The sequence below is a fragment of the Micromonospora sp. NBC_01739 genome, from assembly GCF_035920385.1.
In the GTDB taxonomy this organism is placed as follows: domain Bacteria; phylum Actinomycetota; class Actinomycetes; order Mycobacteriales; family Micromonosporaceae; genus Micromonospora.
The window spans coordinates 5,980,617-6,001,344 of sequence record NZ_CP109151.1 but is presented as its reverse complement, the minus strand read 5'-3'; the positions used below and the strand labels follow the sequence as shown (position 1 = coordinate 6,001,344).

22 protein-coding genes and 1 pseudogene are annotated in these 20,728 nt (G+C 68.0%); 15 read left to right on the top strand and 8 right to left on the bottom strand.

The window, feature by feature from the left end:
• Positions 1–264 precede the first annotated feature (264 nt).
• From OIE53_RS27270 to OIE53_RS27250, 6 genes and pseudogenes are all read right to left on the bottom strand, one after another.
• Positions 265–615 (bottom strand): hypothetical protein, encoded by a 351-nt coding sequence (locus OIE53_RS27270; RefSeq protein ID WP_327024292.1) that lies wholly within the window; start codon positions 613–615, stop codon positions 265–267.
• Complete coding sequence (locus OIE53_RS27265; RefSeq protein ID WP_327024291.1) at positions 602–1,162, bottom strand: hypothetical protein; 561 nt, start codon at positions 1,160–1,162, stop codon at positions 602–604. The genes OIE53_RS27270 and OIE53_RS27265 overlap by 14 nt, the downstream gene beginning before the upstream one ends.
• Complete coding sequence (locus OIE53_RS27260; protein WP_327024290.1) at positions 1,159–2,394, bottom strand: hypothetical protein; 1,236 nt, start codon at positions 2,392–2,394, stop codon at positions 1,159–1,161. The genes OIE53_RS27265 and OIE53_RS27260 overlap by 4 nt, the downstream gene beginning before the upstream one ends.
• 401 nt (positions 2,395–2,795) lie before the next feature.
• A pseudogene (locus tag OIE53_RS28570) lies at positions 2,796–2,985 on the bottom strand (IS1634 family transposase); the annotation flags it as partial.
• 25 nt (positions 2,986–3,010) lie between these two features.
• A complete protein-coding gene (locus tag OIE53_RS27255; protein WP_327024289.1) occupies positions 3,011–3,685 on the bottom strand; it encodes an HAD family hydrolase in 675 nt (224 codons plus the stop codon).
• On the bottom strand, positions 3,682–4,875 hold the full coding sequence (locus OIE53_RS27250; RefSeq protein ID WP_327027447.1) for a helix-turn-helix domain-containing protein: 1,194 nt from the start codon (positions 4,873–4,875) through the stop codon (positions 3,682–3,684). Before OIE53_RS27250 ends, OIE53_RS27255 begins: the two co-directional genes overlap by 4 nt.
• Before the next feature lie 246 nt (positions 4,876–5,121).
• Between OIE53_RS27250 and OIE53_RS27245 the strand changes: the two genes are divergently transcribed.
• From OIE53_RS27245 to OIE53_RS27190, 14 genes are all read left to right on the top strand, one after another.
• Positions 5,122–5,787, top strand: coding sequence for an HAD family hydrolase (locus OIE53_RS27245; RefSeq protein ID WP_327024288.1), 666 nt, complete (start codon positions 5,122–5,124; stop codon positions 5,785–5,787).
• A complete protein-coding gene (locus tag OIE53_RS27240) occupies positions 5,784–6,623 on the top strand; it encodes a hypothetical protein (protein ID WP_327024287.1) in 840 nt (279 codons plus the stop codon). Before OIE53_RS27245 ends, OIE53_RS27240 begins: the two co-directional genes overlap by 4 nt.
• Entirely contained in the window at positions 6,620–8,599 is a 1,980-nt protein-coding gene (locus tag OIE53_RS27235; RefSeq protein ID WP_327024286.1) for an aminotransferase class I/II-fold pyridoxal phosphate-dependent enzyme, read from the top strand. Before OIE53_RS27240 ends, OIE53_RS27235 begins: the two co-directional genes overlap by 4 nt.
• 29 nt (positions 8,600–8,628) lie before the next feature.
• A complete protein-coding gene (gene trpS, locus OIE53_RS27230; RefSeq protein ID WP_327024285.1) occupies positions 8,629–9,687 on the top strand; it encodes a tryptophan--tRNA ligase in 1,059 nt (352 codons plus the stop codon).
• A gap of 12 nt (positions 9,688–9,699) precedes the next feature.
• Positions 9,700–10,758: a phosphotransferase gene (locus tag OIE53_RS27225; RefSeq protein ID WP_327024284.1), complete on the top strand. Its 1,059-nt coding sequence runs from the start codon at positions 9,700–9,702 to the stop codon at positions 10,756–10,758.
• A complete protein-coding gene (locus tag OIE53_RS27220; RefSeq protein WP_327024283.1) occupies positions 10,758–11,684 on the top strand; it encodes an LLM class flavin-dependent oxidoreductase in 927 nt (308 codons plus the stop codon). Before OIE53_RS27225 ends, OIE53_RS27220 begins: the two co-directional genes overlap by 1 nt.
• Before the next feature lie 1,194 nt (positions 11,685–12,878).
• Positions 12,879–13,004 carry a hypothetical protein gene (locus OIE53_RS27215; RefSeq protein ID WP_327024282.1) on the top strand — a complete coding sequence of 42 codons (126 nt, stop codon included), beginning with the start codon at positions 12,879–12,881 and terminating at the stop codon, positions 13,002–13,004.
• A gap of 164 nt (positions 13,005–13,168) precedes the next feature.
• Positions 13,169–13,321: a hypothetical protein gene (locus OIE53_RS27210; protein ID WP_327024281.1), complete on the top strand. Its 153-nt coding sequence runs from the start codon at positions 13,169–13,171 to the stop codon at positions 13,319–13,321.
• Between the two features lie 29 nt (positions 13,322–13,350).
• Complete coding sequence (locus OIE53_RS27205; RefSeq protein ID WP_327024280.1) at positions 13,351–13,815, top strand: hypothetical protein; 465 nt, start codon at positions 13,351–13,353, stop codon at positions 13,813–13,815.
• The gene (locus OIE53_RS28565; RefSeq protein WP_393341296.1) at positions 13,812–14,003 is read left to right on the top strand and encodes a hypothetical protein; all 192 of its coding nucleotides are present in this window, start codon (positions 13,812–13,814) and stop codon (positions 14,001–14,003) included. The genes OIE53_RS27205 and OIE53_RS28565 overlap by 4 nt, the downstream gene beginning before the upstream one ends.
• 3 nt (positions 14,004–14,006) lie before the next feature.
• Complete coding sequence (locus OIE53_RS28560) at positions 14,007–15,035, top strand: recombinase family protein (protein WP_442791359.1); 1,029 nt, start codon at positions 14,007–14,009, stop codon at positions 15,033–15,035.
• Between the two features lie 5 nt (positions 15,036–15,040).
• On the top strand, positions 15,041–15,829 hold the full coding sequence (locus OIE53_RS28555) for a hypothetical protein (protein WP_442791358.1): 789 nt from the start codon (positions 15,041–15,043) through the stop codon (positions 15,827–15,829).
• Positions 15,819–16,391, top strand: a complete 573-nt coding sequence (locus OIE53_RS27195; RefSeq protein WP_327024279.1) for an RNA polymerase sigma factor — start codon at positions 15,819–15,821, stop codon at positions 16,389–16,391. The genes OIE53_RS28555 and OIE53_RS27195 overlap by 11 nt, the downstream gene beginning before the upstream one ends.
• A gap of 89 nt (positions 16,392–16,480) precedes the next feature.
• Positions 16,481–17,494 (top strand): hypothetical protein, encoded by a 1,014-nt coding sequence (locus OIE53_RS27190; RefSeq protein ID WP_327024277.1) that lies wholly within the window; start codon positions 16,481–16,483, stop codon positions 17,492–17,494.
• A gap of 1 nt (position 17,495) precedes the next feature.
• On the opposite strand, the gene OIE53_RS27185 is transcribed toward OIE53_RS27190, so the two are convergent.
• On the bottom strand, positions 17,496–18,878 hold the full coding sequence (locus tag OIE53_RS27185; RefSeq protein WP_327024276.1) for a serine/threonine-protein kinase: 1,383 nt from the start codon (positions 18,876–18,878) through the stop codon (positions 17,496–17,498).
• 235 nt (positions 18,879–19,113) lie between these two features.
• Here OIE53_RS27185 and OIE53_RS27180 point away from each other — a divergent pair, with 235 nt between their 5' ends.
• On the top strand, positions 19,114–19,650 hold the full coding sequence (locus OIE53_RS27180) for a hypothetical protein (protein ID WP_327027445.1): 537 nt from the start codon (positions 19,114–19,116) through the stop codon (positions 19,648–19,650).
• A gap of 77 nt (positions 19,651–19,727) precedes the next feature.
• Here the strand turns inward: OIE53_RS27180 and OIE53_RS27175 are convergent, their stop codons facing one another.
• Positions 19,728–20,690 carry a DNA polymerase domain-containing protein gene (locus tag OIE53_RS27175; protein ID WP_327024275.1) on the bottom strand — a complete coding sequence of 321 codons (963 nt, stop codon included), beginning with the start codon at positions 20,688–20,690 and terminating at the stop codon, positions 19,728–19,730.
• Between the last annotated feature and the right edge of the window lie 38 nt (positions 20,691–20,728).

Here is a 20,728-nt window from a genome sequence, read left to right as displayed (position 1 = left end):
TGCGGTGCGGCGGCCAGAATCAACTCTTGCTGCAACGCCGCGCGTGCCACCGGTGTCAGCCGGTGAAGTTGAGGACCAGGTAAGTAGGCGGTCCTGCCGGCGGAGCCTCTGCCGCGAGTGGGCGCGAGCTGCACGAGTCCAGCAGCACGCAACCTCTGCAGAGCGACACGAACGTCACCTCTTCCAGGCTGCGCGTAGCGAAGAATTTCATCGACTGGCGTCGGCTGCGCGGAGATCCAGGAGTCGCCTGACAGTAGTCCCTGGCTACGGGGAATCGCGACCCGAATGAATCAACACCAGCACGAGCACGGCCCGATCGATGACCGGGAGGGCGTTCCAACCTGCACCGGTCAGTTCGGCAGCGATGTCGTCGCGGTACCCCGAGGTCCACTGCGTGCCACCCACCGGGACGAGCGTCCGTCCCACTCGGTGCAATAGCCGCTGAAGGTCCCTGCGTAGGGTGGCATCCCGCAACGCCAACATCTGCACCTCGGGCACCGGGTGGGCGCCATGTTCCACCGCCGCGAACGCGGCAAGGACTTCGTCGCGGTGCCGTTCGCTCAGCCCTGCGAGGATCGGCTCAAATACCGGATGCGCTGCGTTAGGGCTGGTCATCGCCGAGTTCCGGATCGCCGTGGCCGATGTTGGCGGCGGAGGGCAAAATCCGCAACAGCTCACGCAGGGCACTCAGATCCGCTGATCCCCATGCGGCGACTCGCGGACCGAGCCGCACCGTCTGGCCGGACTCGTCCCAGAGTAGCCAGCCGGCACCAGCCAAACGCCGGATCGCCGCGAGTAAGGCTCGGTGGGAGGCAATCTCGTCCCGGTTGGTGAGCTCCTCGAACACCGCTGCCACCTGTTGCCTGGACGCCGGTGTCCCCGGCCACATCGACCCGGTCGGCTCAGCCCAGCAGCAGCGCAGGCACGCAGCGAGTACCCGCGCGGTGTCGTTGGGTTGTTCAACGGCGAGCGCAGGCAATCCCAACTCATCCAACACGCTGGGTCTCGCGCCTTCGGGAACCACTGCCAACAGCCATACCGCCGTGACGTCGGGCTCGACCAGGCGCAGCATTCCCGCTGGGAAGGCGCTGCTCGGTGCCACGCGTTGCGGGCCGGCGGCGCGAGTGCGTGCCCACCACAGTGCCGTTTCCGAGTCGTTCACCCCTCCTCCCCGCCCGCCCGGCTGGCACGCCCAAAGCGCCCCTGCGACGTCCACGAAGGGCTGGCGGCGACCTGGATACGCACGCCGTCGCGCCACACGAGCTCGTAGTCAAGGTCAGGGTGGTGATGGATCGCGGTGACCTCGGCGAGCACGCGACGTGCTGATATCCAGTCACCGGCGTCATCCAGCACATCGACAACGCTAACCGAGTCCGCGTCCGCTAGCAGCCGATCTGCGATGGCTCTGAGTTCCTCAATGTCGTCGGCGATATCAGCATCAGCCTCTGGTGCTGGCTCGGCGTCATCCGAGCGGGGAGGCGGAACCCTCGCTGTGCTGATCTGGCGTCCCGCTTCCACTGCCTCGATCAGCGCTTGCGGTGAAAACCACGGCGCGGGAGCGTCGAAGACGAAGCGATCGAGCACCGCGGCCAGCACTTCCGGGCTCGACTCGCGGCCGAAGGTGCGCCAAGCCTCCACCGGAAGCAGCCCCAACGCGCGGGTGGTGCCGGCCTGCGCGATCAATCGGCCCGCCGCCGCATCAATCGCGTCCGCGTACGCAGCGAGCGCCACCCGGAGCTCTACGCACTCGCGGTCGAGTTCGGGCCACCTACCCAGCACGACAGCATGGACGTCCTTGGCTTGGTCAATCAGCGACTCGTTACCCCACAAGAGTTGGGCGTTGTTACCGAGCGTCTCGGCGGTGCTGCCCGCCGCCAGGATGGCCAGTTCATTGCCCAGTAGTCGGAATACCTTGGTCAACCGGCGTACCGAGGCCACGCCGTCGGCCGCTGCGGCGTTGGCGCCCTTGACGTTCAACTGCTCCAAGGTCAGCAGCTGATGCAATTCCGACTGACCGCCCTGCTCAGCCATACGCCGCAAGAACAACAGCATTACATACGGCGCGAACGATGCCCGGTGGTAGAGCTCATTCGGCCGATCATTGACCCGGCTGATCGCGCCGTAGCTGCGCAGAACGTCGAACCGCCGCCTCACGATCGGAGCAGCCCATTGCCGACACTCGGCAACAGCCTGTTCCACTGTCAGCCCCTCGCCAGCCGCCTCGGCGAAGGCTTCCAAGATCGACTCATCGACATTGACCGTCGTTGGATCCGCGATCATCGCCCCGGCCTCGCGAGCAAGTACCGAGAAGACCTGACGGTAGACCCGCAGCACTGCGGCCTCACCGACGAGATCGTCCAAGGTCAGCTCTGGCGGGTCACTCAACGCGATCACTCCTGTCTCCAAGCGGCACGGACACTATTCCGCTAGCGCCCGACATCGGCGCGGCCTACCAGTTTGGACACAGTCGAGCTGTCTCGCGATCGACTAGGCACATACCCGACACTCCGACGAAGCGGACAAATGCCCATGTACTTCACGTACCACGCCATATAGTTTTTGGGATATGCATCCACCTCCCGCTGGCAGCTACAGTAGTCGCCACCTAGGAATCAACCATCTCAACAGGCCTCTCCCATGCAGTCGCGAAAGGATGGCACCCCTCTAGGGGTTGTTCCACGACGCACCGTATTCGGCCAGATGAGTTCGTCGTCTCCGACACCGTGAGGACATGGTGCGAACAAGACGGGCCGGCCATCAGTCCAGTGCGGCCTATATCTGGAGCGGACTGCTTGCTCAAGAGCGGCGGGAAACCCGACCGCCGGTCAGCAACCCGACGGTAATGTGCGGCTCCAGTCGGCGTTCCTTCGAAAGGCCGGGCTCACAGAACCCATCACCTTCGTCAGTCCCGAAGTACAACGTGGTGACGTCGTAGAGCAGCAACGTCGCGAGGCCCAGGCGCATGCGCGGGGCAGGACTCCCGGCGGGTCAGTCTTCAGGAAGCGGCGTCCTAAGGCTGCATGTTCCGTAGTCGTGCCGGAAGATCTCCGAGGTTATCGATGCGGATGTGCGCTTGTTCCACCTCTGGGCGGGTGGCGTAGAAGTATCCCCATGGTCCACGTCGGATGAAAACGGTCGTCAGGCCGGCGGCCAGCGCGGGGAGAATGTCGTTGTCGAGGCGGTCGCCCACGTATGCGATCTCCTCCGGCGCGCACCCCGCCGACTCGACCAGCTTGACGAAGAACTCCCGGGTCGGCTTCTCCGCGCCCCAGTCGTCCGACGTCGCGATCAGGTCCACGCCCAGGTTCAGCTCATGTAGCAGCCGGCCGGCGCGAGCGGTCTGGTTACCCGCCACACCGACAAAATAGCCGTCGGCCTTCAGCGCGGCGAGGCAGTCCCGGACATCAGGGTAGAGGTCGCGGCCGTTGAAGTGCTCCGCTAATCCGGCTTCTGCCCGGCGCTGCCGCTCCAGTGCGAGGTCGAATCCAGGCTGGAAGTGCTGGAAGACCTCGCGGTAGTCCCGCCCCTGCGCGATGACCTGCCCGAACACCGCAGAGAACGTGTGCCGGGGAACGCCGAGCCAGTCCGCCCAGGTGCCGTACTCGGTGGACTCGTTGATCAGCGTCTCGCCCACGTCGAAGTAGACAGCGCGGATTCGCCGTGGGGAAGAGGTCTGGACGGTCATGCGGTCAACGCACCCAATCGCTCGTCAAGGTCAGCAACGACGGTGGCATCGTCCCACGGCCTCAGCCGGGTACGGAACTCCTGAAGGCGGGTGCTCGCGGTCGCGTAGCCGGCCATCGCCAGCATCGCGGCGGCGTCCCCGGCGAGGTCACACGCCTGGTCGAGCTGCGGGTGGTCGCCGAGATACGAGCTGGCTATGTCGATGAGGAACACCGCCTTCTGCTTGACCGCCACGGGACCGAGTCCACGTAGTGCAGCTGTCAGGGCGGATCGGGCTTCCTCGGGCCGACCGAGCTGGAGGAATGCCCGACCACGGAATCCGTCGAGCCGGTCCGCCGAGTAGTAGTCGAACCATGCGGGTGGTGCCGCGTCTGCGGGTCGGGAAAGGCGTGCGGCTGCTTGGTCGAGAGCTCGCAGCGTTCCGGCCGCGTTCGCTGTGCCCAGGACCTCGGATTCCACCGCCGCGATCCATGACTGGACTACCGGCACACCACTTCGTTCGGCATGATCAGCGGCGCCAGCGAGATAGCTGATGGCGGCCGAGGTGTTCTGCTCGGCCGCCGGCACGAAGGCGAGATGGCCGAGCGCGGCTGCGGCGAGGAGGTCGTCCCCCACCTGGATGGCCGCTTCGTGGGCGAGTCCGAAGTAGCCCCGCGCGTCGGCCGGTCGCTGCAGGTCGAAGAACGTCAGCCGGCCGGCAAGCGTGGCGACTTCGCTGCGGGTGCGCAGGACTCGGCGCTTGAGTCCTCCGTCGGGCAGTTGCCGCATGACGTCGACCGCGGTCTCGAGGTGATCGCGTGCCAGGCTGAGCAGATCGCCAGGTTTCCCAGACCCGTGGTAGAGGTGCCGGTACACCTCCGCATTGCGTTCGAGTCGGCTCACCTGAAGCTCTGGAACCACTCCAGCCTGATCGACGAAAGCGAGCGGGGAAGCCGCCATAGCCTTGATCGCAGTCCGCCGGCGCATTTCATCCTCCTGGCTCCCAGGTCGGGTCAGGGCCGCTGACATCCGACCGTATGTCTTCACGAGCAGGCCGTCCACGCCGAGTGCCCGGTCGCACACCTCGGCGAGCTCCATCGAACCTGGCTTTTCACCTCGCTCGACCTGCCCCAGGTACGTGAAGTCATAGCGGGTCAGCACCTGCAACTTCCGGAGCGACAACCGTCGCTCCTGACGAAGCCGGCGTAGCACCTGCCCGAAAGTCTCACCGTCCACCCGGTCCCCCTGACCAGTGCCCAGGTGTAGGCCACCGTGGGCCTACACCCTGTGGCTTCCGACGCACACACCGTACCGACCAAGCTCGATGTGCACAGCAACCGCATCGACGGCGGCGATACCCAAGCCGGCACCGAGGCGGTGTCGGAGAGCACGCGTGCTTCCCCCCGGCCCGCGAGCTGAACCCGCCGCCTCGGTGCCTCTCATCCCACGGGAGGGCACATGCACGGCGCGAACACCCAGAAGTACGGGCCGATGATGGTTCACGAGGACTTACGGTCACGGCCCATCCTGGTGCTGGACGTCTGCGGGGTTCTGTTGGCGGAGCCGATGGCACCTCTCTTTCGAGTTGTCTCCGAGGAGGCCGGAACCTCCTCTGACCGAGTCGAAGCGATCTTCCGCCACTACTTCCGGGACGCGTTGTGGTCTGGGCTGCTCGACGAGTCCGCGTTCTGGCCGGCGTTCGCCGCGGCTTGCGGTCTCGGGCAGCCGTCGCCTGCCTGGCGGTCGGTGCTGCGGTCGACGATGACGCCGCTACCGGCCGTTTCCCGGCTACGCAACTGGTCGAGGGGGGCGCAGATCTGGCTGTTGTCCAACCATCGCCACGAATGGTTGGTGCCCGCGCTGCAGGCGGCCGGCCTGCACCGTCAAACCCATCGGATCTTTATCTCCAGCCAGACCGGCGCGGTCAAGCCGAATCCCTCCGCCTACGTCCAGATTCTTGAGCAGGCGTCACCCGGTGACAGCCTCCTGTACGTCGATGACAAGGAGGTCAACGTCGAAGCGTTCCGGAGGCTGGGGGTCGACGGTGTCCAGGCCGACACGTCCGGCTCCTGGACCGCCGCCGTCGATGGTTGGCTTGCCGCATCAACGCGGAGGACCTGGTGAGCGGCCCTTACCGTGACATCGCCGCTCAGAGCTTCCTCGACGAGATCCCTCGGCTCATCGACACCCTGAGCGCGGCGACGGAGAGCATCCCGACTGATGACCGGGTCTGGGTCTTCTACGGCAGCCGAATCACCGGTACGGCAACCGCAGCCAGTGACTTCGACGTGATGATGCTCCATCGCGAGGACGAGGTTCCACCGACCCGCGTTGGCACCACCTATCGCGACGCTCCGGTGACCGTCTACTCGCTGCCTTGGTCGGCCCTGGACCGCGACGGGCAGGACCGCGCATATGGCGGCTACTTCGCGCTAAAGATGTTCAGCCCGTTCATCTGCACACCGGCCGACGAGGCCGCGGAGCTGTTGACGAGCGTGGCGCGGTTCTTGGCTCCGCTGGCCGCTGAGGTGGCCGGCCGACTCGGCGCGATCACCAGAACTCGCCACCAGATCCTTGCCGATTCCTACCTGGCGTTTCTCGACATCTATCCAGACTTCGACAGCTATGTGGCCCGAGTCCTGGAGGCACCGGTGCTGGCATCGCCGTTGTGGCGACGGCAGGCGCAGGTGATCGTAGACGCTTATCAGCAGGCGCAGATGATCGATCGCACGGCGGACGGCCGTTATGCCTACTCCCGGCAGGCGGCGATCGGGGACCTTCGGCACGAGCGAGCCATCACGGCGGCCCGGTTCTGGGCGTTCGGCGCGGTCTGCCACGACAGCGACGTCCGTTTCCCCGACCTCTACCGCGACAAGGCCCGCCAGCGCACGACCGTCGGGCAGCGGCAGCGAGCCTACGAGTCGCTGCAACGGATCTCGCGTGGGCGGGCCGGCCGATGAGCGTCCTCGCCGAGTGGCACGCGGCCCGCAATAGCCTGGTAGCGGACGAGCACGCCGAAAGGGCACGCCGTTTCGGGCTCCAACTGCTCGCTCCCAACTCCGAGGGCCTACCGCCGGTGATCGACAACCTGGCGGGCCGGACCATCTGGGCCTGGCAGCCTGCGAGCCCAGCATTGGCCGCGACGGGTGACGACCGTACGGACGTGCGCGTCGGTGTTGCCGGAAGTCGGCTGCATCTCGGCCATCTCAGTCTCGCGCGGGACGTCGCATGGCTGCAGGAAAAGGGCCACTCCGTGACCTTCATCAGCCGACAAACCCGCACCACGGCCTCCGCAACGGTTGTCGAGCTCTTGACAGAACGGGTGAAGCAGTTCGACGGACGCACCCCCGAACGCGTTATCGACCTCGACGCGGCCGAGGTCCGGGCCTTCGAGGACGATGTGTTGTCCGGGCTGGTGTTGCGCCGGATGCGGCAGGTCTATGGCTGGTCCGATGACACCAGACTGAACCTGCTGCGGGACGCGGTGACGATGATGAGCTTCTTCCTGTACGAGCAGAGCCCGAGAGGGTCGATCGCGCTGGTCGACGCCGGCCAGGTGACGCATACGGCGCTGATGAGGACCGTGTCGGATCGCCTCGCGGCACCGACGCCGTACGTCGCCTATCGACGGTTGGTTCCGAACCTGCGGCATCGTGGTGGCCGGGCCAGCATCAACGATCCGGCCTCCACGATCCTTCTCACCGATCGTCCCGACACCGTCCGGGAAAAGTTCATCGGCGCGGTGACCGGCGGCCGAGCCCGCGCCGAGGAGCAGCGCAAATACGGGGGCAACCCCAACGACTGCCCGACCTTCGAGGTCATCGAACTATTGTCCGCACCTGAGCGGGCGACCGCCGCGGCGCGTCGATGCCGAGCCGGCGAGGTGATGTGCGGGCAGTGCAAGATTGAGCACCTCGACGATGTGATTGCCGGCGTTCGCGGTGACGGTCGACAGGTCACGCTCGCTCGCGTCGGCACGAGTCCCGCCGTGCCGAAGGCGGTTGCCGGGGTCGCTCCCAGTTTGCACCGACCACCCCGCCGGGAGCCGGTGGAGTTGGAGGCCGAGATCGCCCGGTACGCCGGGGTGGTGCCGGAACAGGTCGTGGTCGGTCACGGCACAACCGAGATCCTCGACTGGATCATGCGTGAGCAGGCTTCAGCCGGTGCGGCGGTGCTCGCGACCGCCCCCACCTTCGAGCTGTACGGGCAACTCGCCGCCAGGAACGAACTGCGCTACGACGAGGTTGCGTGGGACGGCGGACCACTGCGACACGACCTGGAGGCGCTGCGAGCCGCGCTGAAAAATGATCATGTCGCGGTAGTGGTGGATATCCCGCACACGATCTCCGGCATCTCGATATCGTTGTCCGACTTGCTGGCTGTAGTCGCGCCTCAACTGCCCAGCGGGGCGAAGCTGATCATCGACAACGTCTACGGTGAGTTCATGGCACATCCCCTCTCGCTGACACCGCGACTCCTTGAGGAGCGCGACGAGTTGGTGGTGTGCCGGTCGCTGTCCAAGGCACACTGCCTACTCGGTGCCAGAGTCGGGTACGCGGTCACCAGCGCTGGCTACGCCGACCGGCTGCGTCGACACCGGCTTCCGTATTCTGTCAGCGCGCTGGCTGCCACGGCGGCACGCGCCTCCCTGGGCGACGACAGAAGCCTCCGGCGCACCATCGGGTTGAACCGGCGCGCGTACGCGACGCTGACCGCCGAACTCGACCGGCTGCGCATCGGGTATGCCCGATCGGACGCGAACTTTCTTCTGATCGATCTCGGGGATCGGCGCGACCAGGTCCTCGCTCTACTCCGGGCTCGGGGGCTGCGGTTCCGTGACGGCTCACGATGGCGACTTTCGACGATGATCCAGGTCCATGTCATCGACGAGGCGACCGTCGCCCCGTTGGTGCGCGCCCTGCGCGACCTTTGTTGACCCGTCACGCCGCGAAAGGCCCCATCGTCATGACCGCTCAGCGGATGCTCACCGGTGACCGTCCCACCGGAAAACTGCATCTCGGCCACTACGTCGGCAGCATCGCCAACCGCGTGAGGCTGCACCGGAAGTACGAGAGCTTCTTCATCATCGCCGACCTGCACATGCTGACCACCAAGAACACCCGGGACGACATCGCCAAGGCCACCCAGAACGCTCGGGACATGGTGGTTGACTCCCTCGCCGCCGGGATCGACCCCAACACCGCGACCTTCTACCTCCAGTCTGCGATCCAGGAGGTCGGGGACCTCAACACCCTCTTCCAGAACCTGGTCACCGTGCCGCGCCTGGAGCGGGTGCCTTCGCTCAAGGACATGGCTCGCGACGCCGGCAAGGAGGAGATGCCGTACGGTCTGCTCGGGTACCCGGTGTTGCAGGCCGCCGACATTCTCTGCGTCAAGGCCCACGTTGTGCCCGTCGGCAAGGACAACGCCGCGCACGTCGAGGTCACCAGGGAGATCGCCCGGCGCTTCAACCATCTCTACGGCGAGGTCTTCCCCGTCCCCGAGTTGGTTAGCGCCGAGACACCCACCCTGGTCGGCACCGACGGCCGGGCCAAGATGAGCAAGAGCCTGGGCAACGCCATCGCCCTCTCGGACGAGCCGGTCGAGGTCCGCCGCAAGGTCATGGGCATGTACACCGACCCGAAACGGATCCGCGCGGACGTGCCCGGCACGGTCGAGGGCAACCCCGTGTTCCAGTACCACGACGTCTTCAACCCGAACCGGACGGAGGTCGATGACCTCAAGAGCCGCTACCGCGAGGGCAAGGTCGGCGACGTCGAGGTCAAGGAGAAACTCGCCACCGCACTGAACGCGTTCCTCGATCCCATGCGCGAGCGGCGTGCCCGCTACGAGGCCGACAAGGGCCTGGTCGACGAACTGATCGTGGAGGGCACGGAACGCACCCGACGCGAGGTCCAGCAGACCGTCTTCGAGGCCCGCAAGGCGATGGGCCTCACCGGCGTTTACACACAGCTCCGCCGCAAGGCCGAACGGTCCCGCAAACCCGCAGCCACCACCGCGTAGAAGAGGACCCTCATGAGTCGCCACGAAGCCGGCCGGCAGGCCGGCAGCTTCCTGCTGCGAAAAATCAGGTCGGGGACCTCGGGAGCTGAGGTGTTCCTGCTGCGACAACCCGGCGGTGCGGCTGTCGCCACGAAGGTCACCCGCAACCCAAGGGTCAGGTCGTCCGTGCAGGCCCAACGGCACGCCGTCATGGCGAAGCACTTCGCCTCGCACACCCCGGCGGTGCTCGGGACCGCAACCGAGGCCGCGCTTGACGTCATCGTCACGGCGGCACCTGCGGTGTGGAGCCTCGACGAAGCCATCGCTCGTGTCGGACCGACACCGGAGCTTTACCTGATCTGGCAAGACGTGGTGAACACTCTCGTCACGGTATGGCGGTCAACCGCCGAGCCCGGATTCGATCCCAGCCGGGCCACTCGCAATCATGATCTTCGGTGTCGTCGTGGCCATCAGGGGCTGGAGGACGTGCTCACCACAGACCTCGGACCGCCCTCGCATTGGTTGAGCATCATGATTAACGGAAGCGACATGGGCTCCTGGTTTCGAGCCTTCGAGCAGCTCCTCGTCGTCGGCAGGCCCGACTCCCATATCACCTGTCACGGCGATCCGCACGCCGGCAACGTACTGGTTGCCTCCGACGGGACCTGGCACCTCATCGACTGGGAATGGTCCGGTGACCATCACGACTGGCGCATGATGGTCAGCCACCTGCTCGGTAGCTGGTACGTACGCGACCTCCTAGACCACGCCTCCGGCACGGCTTCAGCGACACCCGACCAGCTCGTGCTGGACTATGCCATCGGTGAAACCCCTCGACTACGCCAGTTCGGGATCCCGGCAGCCGACGCGTTCCGGCGGATGACGACGCCGGCCCGAACAGAGCAGGATCTCAGTGATGTTGCTCGGTACGCGGCGCTTCTTCTGCTCCGGGAGATCCCCCGAGCGGTGTTGGCTGGGCGACGTCACCTCATCGCACCCCTGCTCGGCGAGTGCATTCGACTCACCACTGGCGAGCACTCGAATCATCCCGCCATCCGGCTACTCAGTGCGCCGGTCGGGGCGGCGATGTAATGCGACTCGGACTCGCACTGCCGCATTACCCATTCTCCTTCCCGACACCGCAGCCCTCCACCGCCCGCCGAGCGATCGAGTACGCCACCTTGGCCGAGGACGCGGGATTCCACCAAGTGTGGGTCTCCGACCACTTCTGGGTCGACGTCGCCGCTGCAGGGCAACCGGAGCAACGGCAGGAGCCGGCTGAGTGTTGGACCCTGATGGCCGCGATAGCGGCCATCACCAACCGCATCCGTGTCGGCTCTTTGGCCACGCCTATCGGGTTCAGGAACCCCAACCTCCTCGCACGCATGGCGGCGACCGTGAACGAACTCGCCGCCGGTCGGCTCGACGTCGCCGTCGGAGCCGGGTGGAACGAGTCGGAACACCGGGCGAACGGCCTTGACTTCCCGCCGGCAAGGCAACGGCTGACGTCGCTTGAGGACACAGTCGGGCTTCTGCGGCGGCGGGTGCCGGGCGTGCCCATCTGGGTTGCCGGGAAGCGCCCGAAGCTACTTGAGGTCGCCGCGCTCGCGGACGGCTGGAACACCGCGTGGGACAGCACAATGGCTGATTACCGGCACCGGGATGCGATGGTGCGGCAAGCCTGCCACCGTCGGGGGCGTGACCCTGCGGCGGTTCACCGGTCTCTTGGCCTGACGACGCTCATCGGCCGAGACAACAACGATCTTGAGAGACGGTGGCACAGTTTGCAGCGCTGGGCTCCCGGCGGTGCACTGGCTGATATCTCCCTGCGGAGCTGGGCACGGTCCCGCTTGGTCGGTACACCGGAGGAAGTGGCCCAACAGCTCCGTCGATGGGGCGAAGCCGGGGTCGAGCAGGTCATCTGCTCATTTGGAGCGCCATTCGCCGTTCACGATAACCAGCAGCTTGAGCTTGCTGTAGACGCGCTGATGATCTTATCCGGCTCGAAGGGGCCGTAGTCGGAAGGGTGTTGCCAGCGCTGAAGGTCAGGAGTCGGTCTCGGGGGGGGGTGAGTCGGCCGAGTTCGGCGGCCACGACGGACGCCGTGAGGCGGGGACCGCCGGTGGCAGATGTGCGGGTAGGAGGGATATCTCTTATCAGTCGGTTCCGGTCCACCGGCTCTCCTCGCCCCCTTCACGTGCGGGTACGCCGTGTTCAAGGGGGCGTGTTCACCCGGCTGTTCGTGGTCGTTGCGTTCCTCGTTGGATCGCTCGTTAGACCTCTCGTTAGAACCCTCACCCTGAACAGCGAACGTTTTGCGGCCAACCAGCTCGACCGATGCGGGCTCGGCGGGTGGCCGAGGATTCGGGCTTTGTAGCAGCGGTGCGGTCTCGCCGCGCAACCTTCGAGCCTGATCCGGGGCCTCCTCACTGGGGGCGTACTGCTGATCACCTCCATGGAACGAGCGCCGCTGGTGGGGACGGTCAGACAGGGCGAGCCGGCGGCGGGGACGGAGGCCGTTTGGCGCGGACGGCGGACCGGGATGGCGAGGGTCGTGCTGGTTGGTGCGGACGGCCTCGCAGGACGGGGCGCGGACGGCGTCGCCGACCGTCCGGGACGGCGGACGAGGGCGCGGATGGGTCGGACCGGGGCAGCGCACTTCGTGACGATCTCGTCCACGGCCCGAGGCGGTCAGCCAGGCCGCGCGTTCGAGCAGAAGATGATCTTGTTTAAGTGGGTGGAGATTCTGTGCAACCTGTCACTGATCGCATCGGCGTTCCACGCCGCTCCCGTGCCGCCAGAAGTCGGCACCTCAGGGGCCTGACCTGCGTGTTCAACCCGTTGAGGATCTTGTTCAACCGGGCGGCTCGGGCGACGCGAGTTGTTCGGCGCGGAGCGCGGTTTCCAATCCGGGGCCCGGATTTGTAATCCCCTAGTGTCAGCGCTCGTCGGCGGACGTGGCCCACACGTCCATGCCGAAGCCCAGCTCCACCACCCCCGGCGACCGGCCCCAGCCGGCATCTGCCGGGTTGCTCCTACCCCCTACCCACGTCCCCCGCACCCCCGATCCGGGAGTACGGGACGGGCACGGACCGTCCGCACCGGAGGCGGACGACGGCAGACATCGCCGGACGTCGACCCCGCCCGGTCGCGACGCTCGCTTCGGCCGACAGTCGGCAGAGGTCACGGTAGCCCGCGGCGATGTGCCGGAGGTGCAATTCGACGTCACCGTGCTCGATGGTGAGGCCGGTCGGCGGCTGGCCATGCTGCAAGCCGAGGTGATCCTCAACGTGCTGACCTGGCTTCACGACCAGCGGCACCACGCCGAGCCCGTCTGACCGGTCACTCTCCGGGCCACTCGGCGTGCCGTGGAGTGTGCCCCCGTCGGGGCGGTCTTGATCCCTTCACCGAGTTGAGCGGTGATCGACGCCCACGGGTCGGGCAGCACCGGGCGGTCGACCCGTGCCCTGACCACACACCAACCGCAGGAGGTACACGCGTCATGTACGCCACCGTCACCCGCGACACCCAGCGCATCGTCGTCTACGGCCCCCACGACACACCGGTCGTCGTACCGACCGATGGGGCGGTCACCGTCGCCATCTGCCCACCGGGGGCCGCTGACCGCACCACCGGCACTTTGGCGGAGGCATGAACATCCGCCGCACGACAGTGCTTCCGCGTATGGCGTTCTACGGCCGGACCGCCGAGGCCAGCGACCTCGCCACGGCGGCCCGTGTGCTCGGCGGTCAGTACCAGCAGTGCGTCTCGGTGCTGCCCGACGGCGCGATCACGGCGGTGTTCTCCGACCTCGGCACCCGGCCCGACTACCGGCGGGCACCCGCCACCCTCATCCTCGACCACGTGCGGGAGATCAGCCGTGACGGTGGTCTGGATGACCTGCTCACCGAGCTGAGCCAGCCAGAACGCCGATTCGACTTCGTGATCAGCACCGACCTCCACCGCCTGTCCTGCGACACGGCGACGAGGACCGCGCTCCTACGTGCGTTCGCGGTCGCCGGCATCGAGTTCCTTCACGCCCCCGAGATCCGCGACGGTGACCGGCTGCCGGTCATGCCCTGGCGGCTGCGCAGCGTCGACTACATCGAGGTGCTGACCCACCTCATCCGCGACGGAGGCCACCTGTGACGAGCACCCTGCCCGACTGGCTACGCCCACCCACCACCACGCCCGTACCCCAGCGGACGATACGGGTCGCGTTCCTCGGACGTACCTCCACCGACGAGCAACAGGACCCCACCCTGTCCATCCCCCGACAGTTGACCAACTCCGAACGGGCGCTCCTGCCCAACATGGTCATCGTCGCCTGGTTCTAGGACGTGGAGTCCTCCCGCAAGGAACTCAGCCAGCGCGGCCGAAGCACCGCGTGGCAGAAGTTCAACATCGGCGTCCGCCGCGACGGCGGCCTCGCCGACATGCTCGCCGAGGCCACCTCACCGGATCGCCGCTTCGACGTCGTCATCTGCGAGTCGATCGACCGCATCGCCCGATGGACCCACCAGGGCACCAAGATCGAGCACGACCTCGAACTCGCCGGGGTGCCTCTGCTGGCCGCCGACGAGCCGATCACGCAGTCGAACAGCCGCAAACGCGCCGCCCAGATCCTCCTGCGCCGCACCAAACAGGGCGTCGCCGAGTGGTACATGATCGAAATGCTGGAGAAGTCGTGGGACGGCTTCGAGGAACACACCGGTCAGGGCTGGAACGTCGGCAAGCCGCCATACGGCTACCTCGCCGAGAAGCACAAACACCCTGTCCCCGCCAAACGCGCGGAAGGCAAACACAAGACCAAACTGAAAATCGACCCCGATCGAGGGCCGGTGGTCGAGCAGATCTTCGCCTGGCGCATCGACGAGAAGCTGTCCTACCGGGCCATCGCCGAGCGGCTCAACACCGACCTCGACCGCTACCCGCCCCCACAACCTGTCGACCCGGCCCGCGCGGTCGGCCGGTGGACCGGCTCGGCGGTCCGCGAGATCCTCGTCAACCCCAAGTACACCGGCCACATGGTGTGGAACCGGCGCTCGACCAAAGACAAACTGCACCCCGGCAAGGTCAACCCCCGTGAGCAGTGGGTCGTCTCCGCCCAGCCCACCCACCCGGGCATCGTGCCGATCGAGACGTTCCTCGCCGCGCAGAACGTCGGCCGATCTCGGGAACGGTCACGCGCCGACGCTCGCCAGGCTTCTCCCAACCGGCACCGGCAGACCAAGCGGGTCTACGCGCTTCGTTCCTACGTCTGGTGCGCGCCGTGCCAGCGGCGCATGTTCGGCCGCACCGTCACCGGCTACACCTACTATCCTGCCAACCCCGCGAGAGGGCCATCCCCGAGGGGCACCCGAGCATGATCTCCGTGACCGAAGAGGTGCTGCTCGACTTCGCCGATCGGTTCTTCAACACCTACGTCCTCGGTCCAGACCGGGTGCAACTCGCTACCCGCAGCCTGGACATCGCCGCCCAGCAAGCCGCCAAGGAGCAACGGCGACAAATCGCAGTGCTGCGGCGGACTCTGGACGACATCGCCGCTCGCCGCCGTCGCCTCCTACGGGTCATCGAGGAAAACGACGACCCAGACGGCACCGTGTTCGCAGAGATCGCCGAGCGACGAGCCGAACTCGACCGTGACCGAGAGATCAAGACCGCCGAACTCACCCACCTCGAAGAAACCATGCCCGCCGACCCCGGCACCGCCGACATCCTCGCCGACCTTCCCGAGATGGAAATCAAACTCAGCCTGCTACCCACGGACCGTCTCCGTCGCCTCCTGGACGCCTTCGCCGTGCAGATCTACCACGACGTTCGCACCAACAAGGTCTCGTTCCGAGCCACCGTCAGCCAACACGCCGCCCCACACCTGGCCTGGCTAACCCGCGCCACGGCAGATGGCCCCCGCCCCGCCACCCACCACCACACCAGCGCAAACGACGCTGCCACCGCCGACGACGGCGGGGGCAGCGACCATTTGCAGTTCTGTGACATGCCCCGCCGGGGGCACCAGAGCCGCTCAGCACATAAGGCCGCCGACCAGGGAAACCAGGTCAGCGGCCTTACCTGTGTCCGGCCGCAGCACCTGCACGTCGCCCCCTCAGAGGGCGTTCGCCCTGCTCAACGGCGGCTCATACACTGCCCTGATGCCAGATGATCATGATGTGATCGAGCGGTTGGCGCTAGCCGCCGCCAGCGGCGACCGGGCCGCCCTGGAGGTGCTGCTGGCGCGGGTGCGGCCGGAGGTGCTCCGACTCTGCGGGCGGTTCCTGCCCAACCGGGAGGACGCCGAGGAGGCCTGCCAGGACACTCTGCTGGCGCTGGCCACCGGCATCGGGACCTTCGACGGGCGGGCGTCCTTCCGGACCTGGCTCTACCGGGTCGCCGCCAACCGGTCCCGCTCGACCTATCAGGCACTGCGACGTCGGTGGCTGGTCGAGACCGCCAGCGCCCTGCCCCCGGAACGGGCCGATCCCGCTCGTACCAGCGTGATCGCCGGTACCCGGCTGGACCTGCTGGAAGGGCTCGACGCCATCGGCGCGGACCTCGCGGAGCCGGTGGCGCTGCGGGACGTGCTGGGGCTGAGCTACCGAGAGGTCGCCGAGTTGCTGGGGCTGCCCGAGGGCACCGTGAAGTCCCGCCTCCACGAGGGACGGCGTCGGCTACGGGCCCGACTCACCGACCCCGGGCCACCCCCGGACGGCTCCGGATCGCACTGAGGGCCAGGTCACACCGGGTGGCCCGAACAATTGCGACACCGCAGCGGACCAAGACTATGACGGGTCCACTGAACCAAGGAGATCACCGCATGCCTCGCCGCCCCCTCCGGCGTCTCGCTCAGGCCATCGCTCTGGCGGTGGCCATCCCGGTACTAGCGGCCGGATGCGCCACCGAGGAGCCTGTCGCTCCGCTCGACGGTCAACAGGCCGCCGTCAACCCCGACGATCCACCCGAGACGACGCCGACGCCGGGTGCACCGGTCCCGCTGGCGGGCTTCATCCCCCGGTCGATCTCGTACCTGAACGCCGAGATCGCGGTGACCGGGGTGGAGGTGTCCCAGCAGGTCCCGCGCAGCTACGGCGACACGACCAACCCGGCCGAGTACGGCGACCCCCACTACGCGTACCTCTCGGTGAAGGTGACCAACCAGCTCAACTTCACCACCGTGCTCATCCAGGACGGCGTCTTCCTGTCGCTGGCCGACGGCGAACCGATCCCGCTCGACGGATCGGGCAGCCCGGCTACCGACGTGATCGCTCCCGGTGCCACCGCCAGCGGGTGGTACGCCTTCGAACTGCCCGCCGGGGCGACGTTGGCGGGTGCGTCGCTGCTGTTCGGCCCGGCCGGTCACCGGCAGGAACGGCTGCCGCTGATCGGCGAGGTGCCGAACCCGGAGTACCCGAAGGCGATCACCGTGGCCTCACCGGGCACGGTGCTCACCGGTAACAGCCGCTGCCCGCTGAAGGCCGAGGTGGAGGAGGCGTACCTGGCGCACTGGGTGGGCTTCGACGAGGACGGCCGGTCGCACACCACCAAGCAGGCGGAGATCGGTCGACTCAAGCTTCATCTCGCGCTCGCGGTCACCGGGCCGGCCGACCGGAGCGGCTGCTTCATCGCCACCGGCAGCGGCGGTGACGTCCACCTGATCGTCGACGGCGACCGGCTGGGCGACTACCCCGAGCTGAGCGGCACCACGAACGTCGCCGCCGGGGCCACCGACCGCCAGTACCTCGTCTTCGACATCCCCGACTCCGGTCAGGTCGAGATCGAGTGGGGCAGCCTCGGTGGCAAGCAGGTCCGGATCCCGGTGCCGCTGCCCTGAGTCACCCGGTCACGCGTACCCCGGCGAGCAGCGAGTCGACGAAGCTCGTCCCGCCGCCTGCCGGGGGCGCGACCTGCACGTACACCAGTTGGCCGCCGTCCGGGGTGAGGCCGGCGGCCTCGATGACCTCCGGTTTGCCGGTCGAGCAGCCGGTGAACGACGCCACCACCCAGTCGATGTCGGCCTGACGGGTGGTACGCACCCCCGAGGCCACACACTGGGCGTGTTCCCGGTCGGTGACGAGCCGGCGCGGGGTGGTCTGGGCTGCCAACTGGGCGGAGGCCCCGACGAAGGCACCCGGCACCCCCGGGTCCGCCGCCCAGCGGCCCGGGTCGGGTGAGATCAACATCGCCGGTTCCAGTTCACCCTCGGCGGTACGCTGCCCTGACCAGCCGGAACCGGCGACCCGCCAACCCTCCGGCAGGGTGACGCTGACCCGTCCACTGGTGTCCGTGCCGGTCTGCGGACCCCGTTGAGACCACGCCCAGGCCGCCCCGCCGATGGTCCCCGCGAGAGTGAGACCGGCGACGGCCACGGTGGCACCCACGATCAGGCGACGGCGCCGGGGCGGGGTGGGAACGTCCGGCTCGGCCACCTCCGACGGCACCGCTAGCGCCGCGTCGAGGGCCGCACCGAAGGCCGCCGCGTCCGGGTACCGATCGGCCGGGGCCAGAGCGGTAGCGGTAGCCAACACCGCCGCCACCGCCGAGGGCACCCCCGGCCGCAACCGGAACCTCGTCGAGGGTTGCTGCCCCTCCTGCGGTACGGCCAGCAGGGTGACCCCCAGACGACCCAGCCCGTACACGTCGGCGCGGGCGTCCACGATCGCCAGTGGATCGTCCTGTTCCGGCGCCATGTAGCCGGGGGTACCGGCCCGGGCGGTCAGACCGGACGCGGCCGCCAGCGCCTTGGCCAGGCCGAGATCCGCGATGAGCACCTGTTCCTCGCCGGTGGCGCGGGTCCGGAACAGCACATTGCCCGGGGTGATGTCCCGGTGCACGATGTCGCTGTCGTGCAGCACCGCCACGCCTGCGGCCACCTCGCGCAGCAGCCGCACACCCGGCTCTGCCGGCAAGGGTCCCTCGGCCAGGCGGTCGCGCAGGCTACCGCCGTCCGCCCAGGCCAGCACCGCGTACGGCCGACCGTCGTCCAGTTCACCGACCGCGTGCACGCTGACCAGCCGCTCGTGGTCCAGCCGCCACAGCAGTCGGGCCTCCTGCCGGAACCGTTCGCGTACCCGCAGGTCGTGACTCCAGTTCTCGGCCAGCACCTTGATCGCTACCCGGGCGTCGAGGGACTCGTCGTACCCCAGCCAGACCGTGGCGAAGGAGCCGACCCCCAGCAGCCGCTCGATGCGGTAGGAGCCGATCTTGGTGGGCTGCACAGCCCGCACGGTACCAACCACCAGGCCCAGGTCGCCCCGGCAGCGTCGATCAGCCGGGCTGAAGGGACCCCCTCAGGTCGGGACCTTGGTCCCGGTGTCTTGAGGTGTTCCGGCCCGCGCGCCGGGACCCCGCCGACAGCGAGAGTAAGGGGGAAAGAAACAGACACCGGAGGCAACGATGACCATCCAGCGCAACACCCACCGTTCGATCGAACGCCCCCTCGAGCGCGCCGAGATGCCCGGCTCGATGTTGACCACCACCGCCGCCCGGGCCCTGGCCGTGCTGCGGGTCGCCACCGGCCTGATCTTCGGGTGGGCCTTCCTGGACAAGATGTTCGGCCTCGGCTACTCCACCCCGACCGAGCGGGCCTGGATCAACGGCGGCTCCCCCACCAAGGGCTTCCTGGCCAATGTCGATGTCGGCCCCTTCCAGTCGATCGCCCACTCGATCGCGGGCGCCTGGTGGGCCAACGCGCTGTTCATGATCGGCCTGGCCGCCATCGCTGTCGCCCTGCTCGCCGGCATCGGCCTGCGCATCGCGGCCGCCTCGGGCAGCCTGATGATGGCGCTGATGTGGCTGGCCGACTTCCCGCTGGCCCGGTTCAACGCCGCCGGCGAGCCGACCGGTTCAACCAACCCGGTCGTCGACTCCCACCTGATGTACGCCGTGGTGCTGGTCGTCCTGGCCGCCGCGTACGCCGGGCACACCTGGGGTCTGGGACGGCGCTGGGCGCAGCTGCCCTTCGTACAGCGCAACCGCTGGATGCTCTGACCTTCTCGATCACCGGTGCGCCGGACCGTCACCACGGTCCGGCGCACCGCCGTGTCCAGAGCACGCCGGGGCCGCGCTCAGTCGGCGGCGGCGCGGCGGGCGCGGGCCCGGCGTCTGCCCTCGTGCATGGCCTGCACCCTCGGCACCGGGATCGTCCGGCCCTCCTCGACCAGGTCGGCGGGGAGGGACTGCGGTGCCGGCATCAGCTCCGCCCAGGGGTCGCCCTGGGCCAGCAGGCCGAGGACGGTACGGATGGTGAAGTCCGCCGGGGCCACCGACGGCAACTGCGCCCAGGGCACCGGGAAGGAGACCGGTACCCCCGGACGCAGCCGTGGGCTGTAGACCCCGACGACGGTGGCCCCGCCGGTGCGGGTGGGGTCGATGAAGACCTTGCCGTCCCGGTCCTCCCGGATGAAGGCCGTGGTCGCCAGCGCCGGATCCAGCCGTTGCGCCCGGGCGGCCAGCGCCCGGGTGGCCGCGGCGAGTTGCTCGGCGTCCGGGCCGGGTGCCATCGGGACGAACACGTGCACCCCCTTGGCCCCGCTGGTCTTCACCGCACCGGCCAGCCCGGCCTCCGTCAGGGCCTGCCGGACCAGCAGGGCGGCGGCCACCCCGGCGGCGAAGCCGTCACCTTCCGGAGGATCGAGATCCAGCACCAGGTGGGTGGGACGGCCCAGGTCCTCGGCCGTGGCCAGGGTGGGGTGGTATTCGACCGCCCGCTGGTTGGCGAACCAGAGCAGGGTGCGACGGTCGTCGCAGAGGGCGTACGAGATCTCCCGCCGGGAGGCCTCGGCCCAGATCGGCACCCGCCGTACCCAGTCCGGGGTGTAGCGGGGCAGGTTCTTCTGCATGAAGGGCGGCTGCCCCGGGCGTACCCGGACCACCGACAGGGGTCGGTCGCGCAGCGGCGGGAGGATCCGGTCGGCCACCGCGTCGAGGTAGTCGACCAGGTCACGCTTGGTCGCGCCGGACCCGTCGAACAACGGCTGGTCCAGGTTGGTCAGCGCCACCCCGTCCCGAGTCTCGTCCGCCCCGCTCACCCGACCACCATCCCGGCTGGACGCCCGGCGGTCAATCG

Bases quoted from the DNA above. Each gene is read 5' to 3' on its own strand.
- OIE53_RS27270 (WP_327024292.1), bottom strand. From the start codon at position 615: ATGACCAGCCCTAACGCAGCGCATCCGGTATTTGAGCCGATCCTCGCA.
- OIE53_RS27255 (WP_327024289.1), bottom strand. From the start codon at position 3,685: ATGACCGTCCAGACCTCTTCCCCACGGCGAATCCGCGCTGTCTACTTC.
- OIE53_RS27245 (WP_327024288.1), top strand. From the start codon at position 5,122: ATGCACGGCGCGAACACCCAGAAGTACGGGCCGATGATGGTTCACGAG.
- OIE53_RS27235 (WP_327024286.1), top strand. From the start codon at position 6,620: ATGAGCGTCCTCGCCGAGTGGCACGCGGCCCGCAATAGCCTGGTAGCG.
- trpS (WP_327024285.1), top strand. From the start codon at position 8,629: ATGACCGCTCAGCGGATGCTCACCGGTGACCGTCCCACCGGAAAACTG.
- OIE53_RS27225 (WP_327024284.1), top strand. From the start codon at position 9,700: ATGAGTCGCCACGAAGCCGGCCGGCAGGCCGGCAGCTTCCTGCTGCGA.
- OIE53_RS27220 (WP_327024283.1), top strand. From the start codon at position 10,758: ATGCGACTCGGACTCGCACTGCCGCATTACCCATTCTCCTTCCCGACA.
- OIE53_RS27210 (WP_327024281.1), top strand. From the start codon at position 13,169: ATGTACGCCACCGTCACCCGCGACACCCAGCGCATCGTCGTCTACGGC.
- OIE53_RS27205 (WP_327024280.1), top strand. From the start codon at position 13,351: ATGGCGTTCTACGGCCGGACCGCCGAGGCCAGCGACCTCGCCACGGCG.
- OIE53_RS27195 (WP_327024279.1), top strand. From the start codon at position 15,819: ATGCCAGATGATCATGATGTGATCGAGCGGTTGGCGCTAGCCGCCGCC.
- OIE53_RS27190 (WP_327024277.1), top strand. From the start codon at position 16,481: ATGCCTCGCCGCCCCCTCCGGCGTCTCGCTCAGGCCATCGCTCTGGCG.
- OIE53_RS27180 (WP_327027445.1), top strand. From the start codon at position 19,114: ATGCCCGGCTCGATGTTGACCACCACCGCCGCCCGGGCCCTGGCCGTG.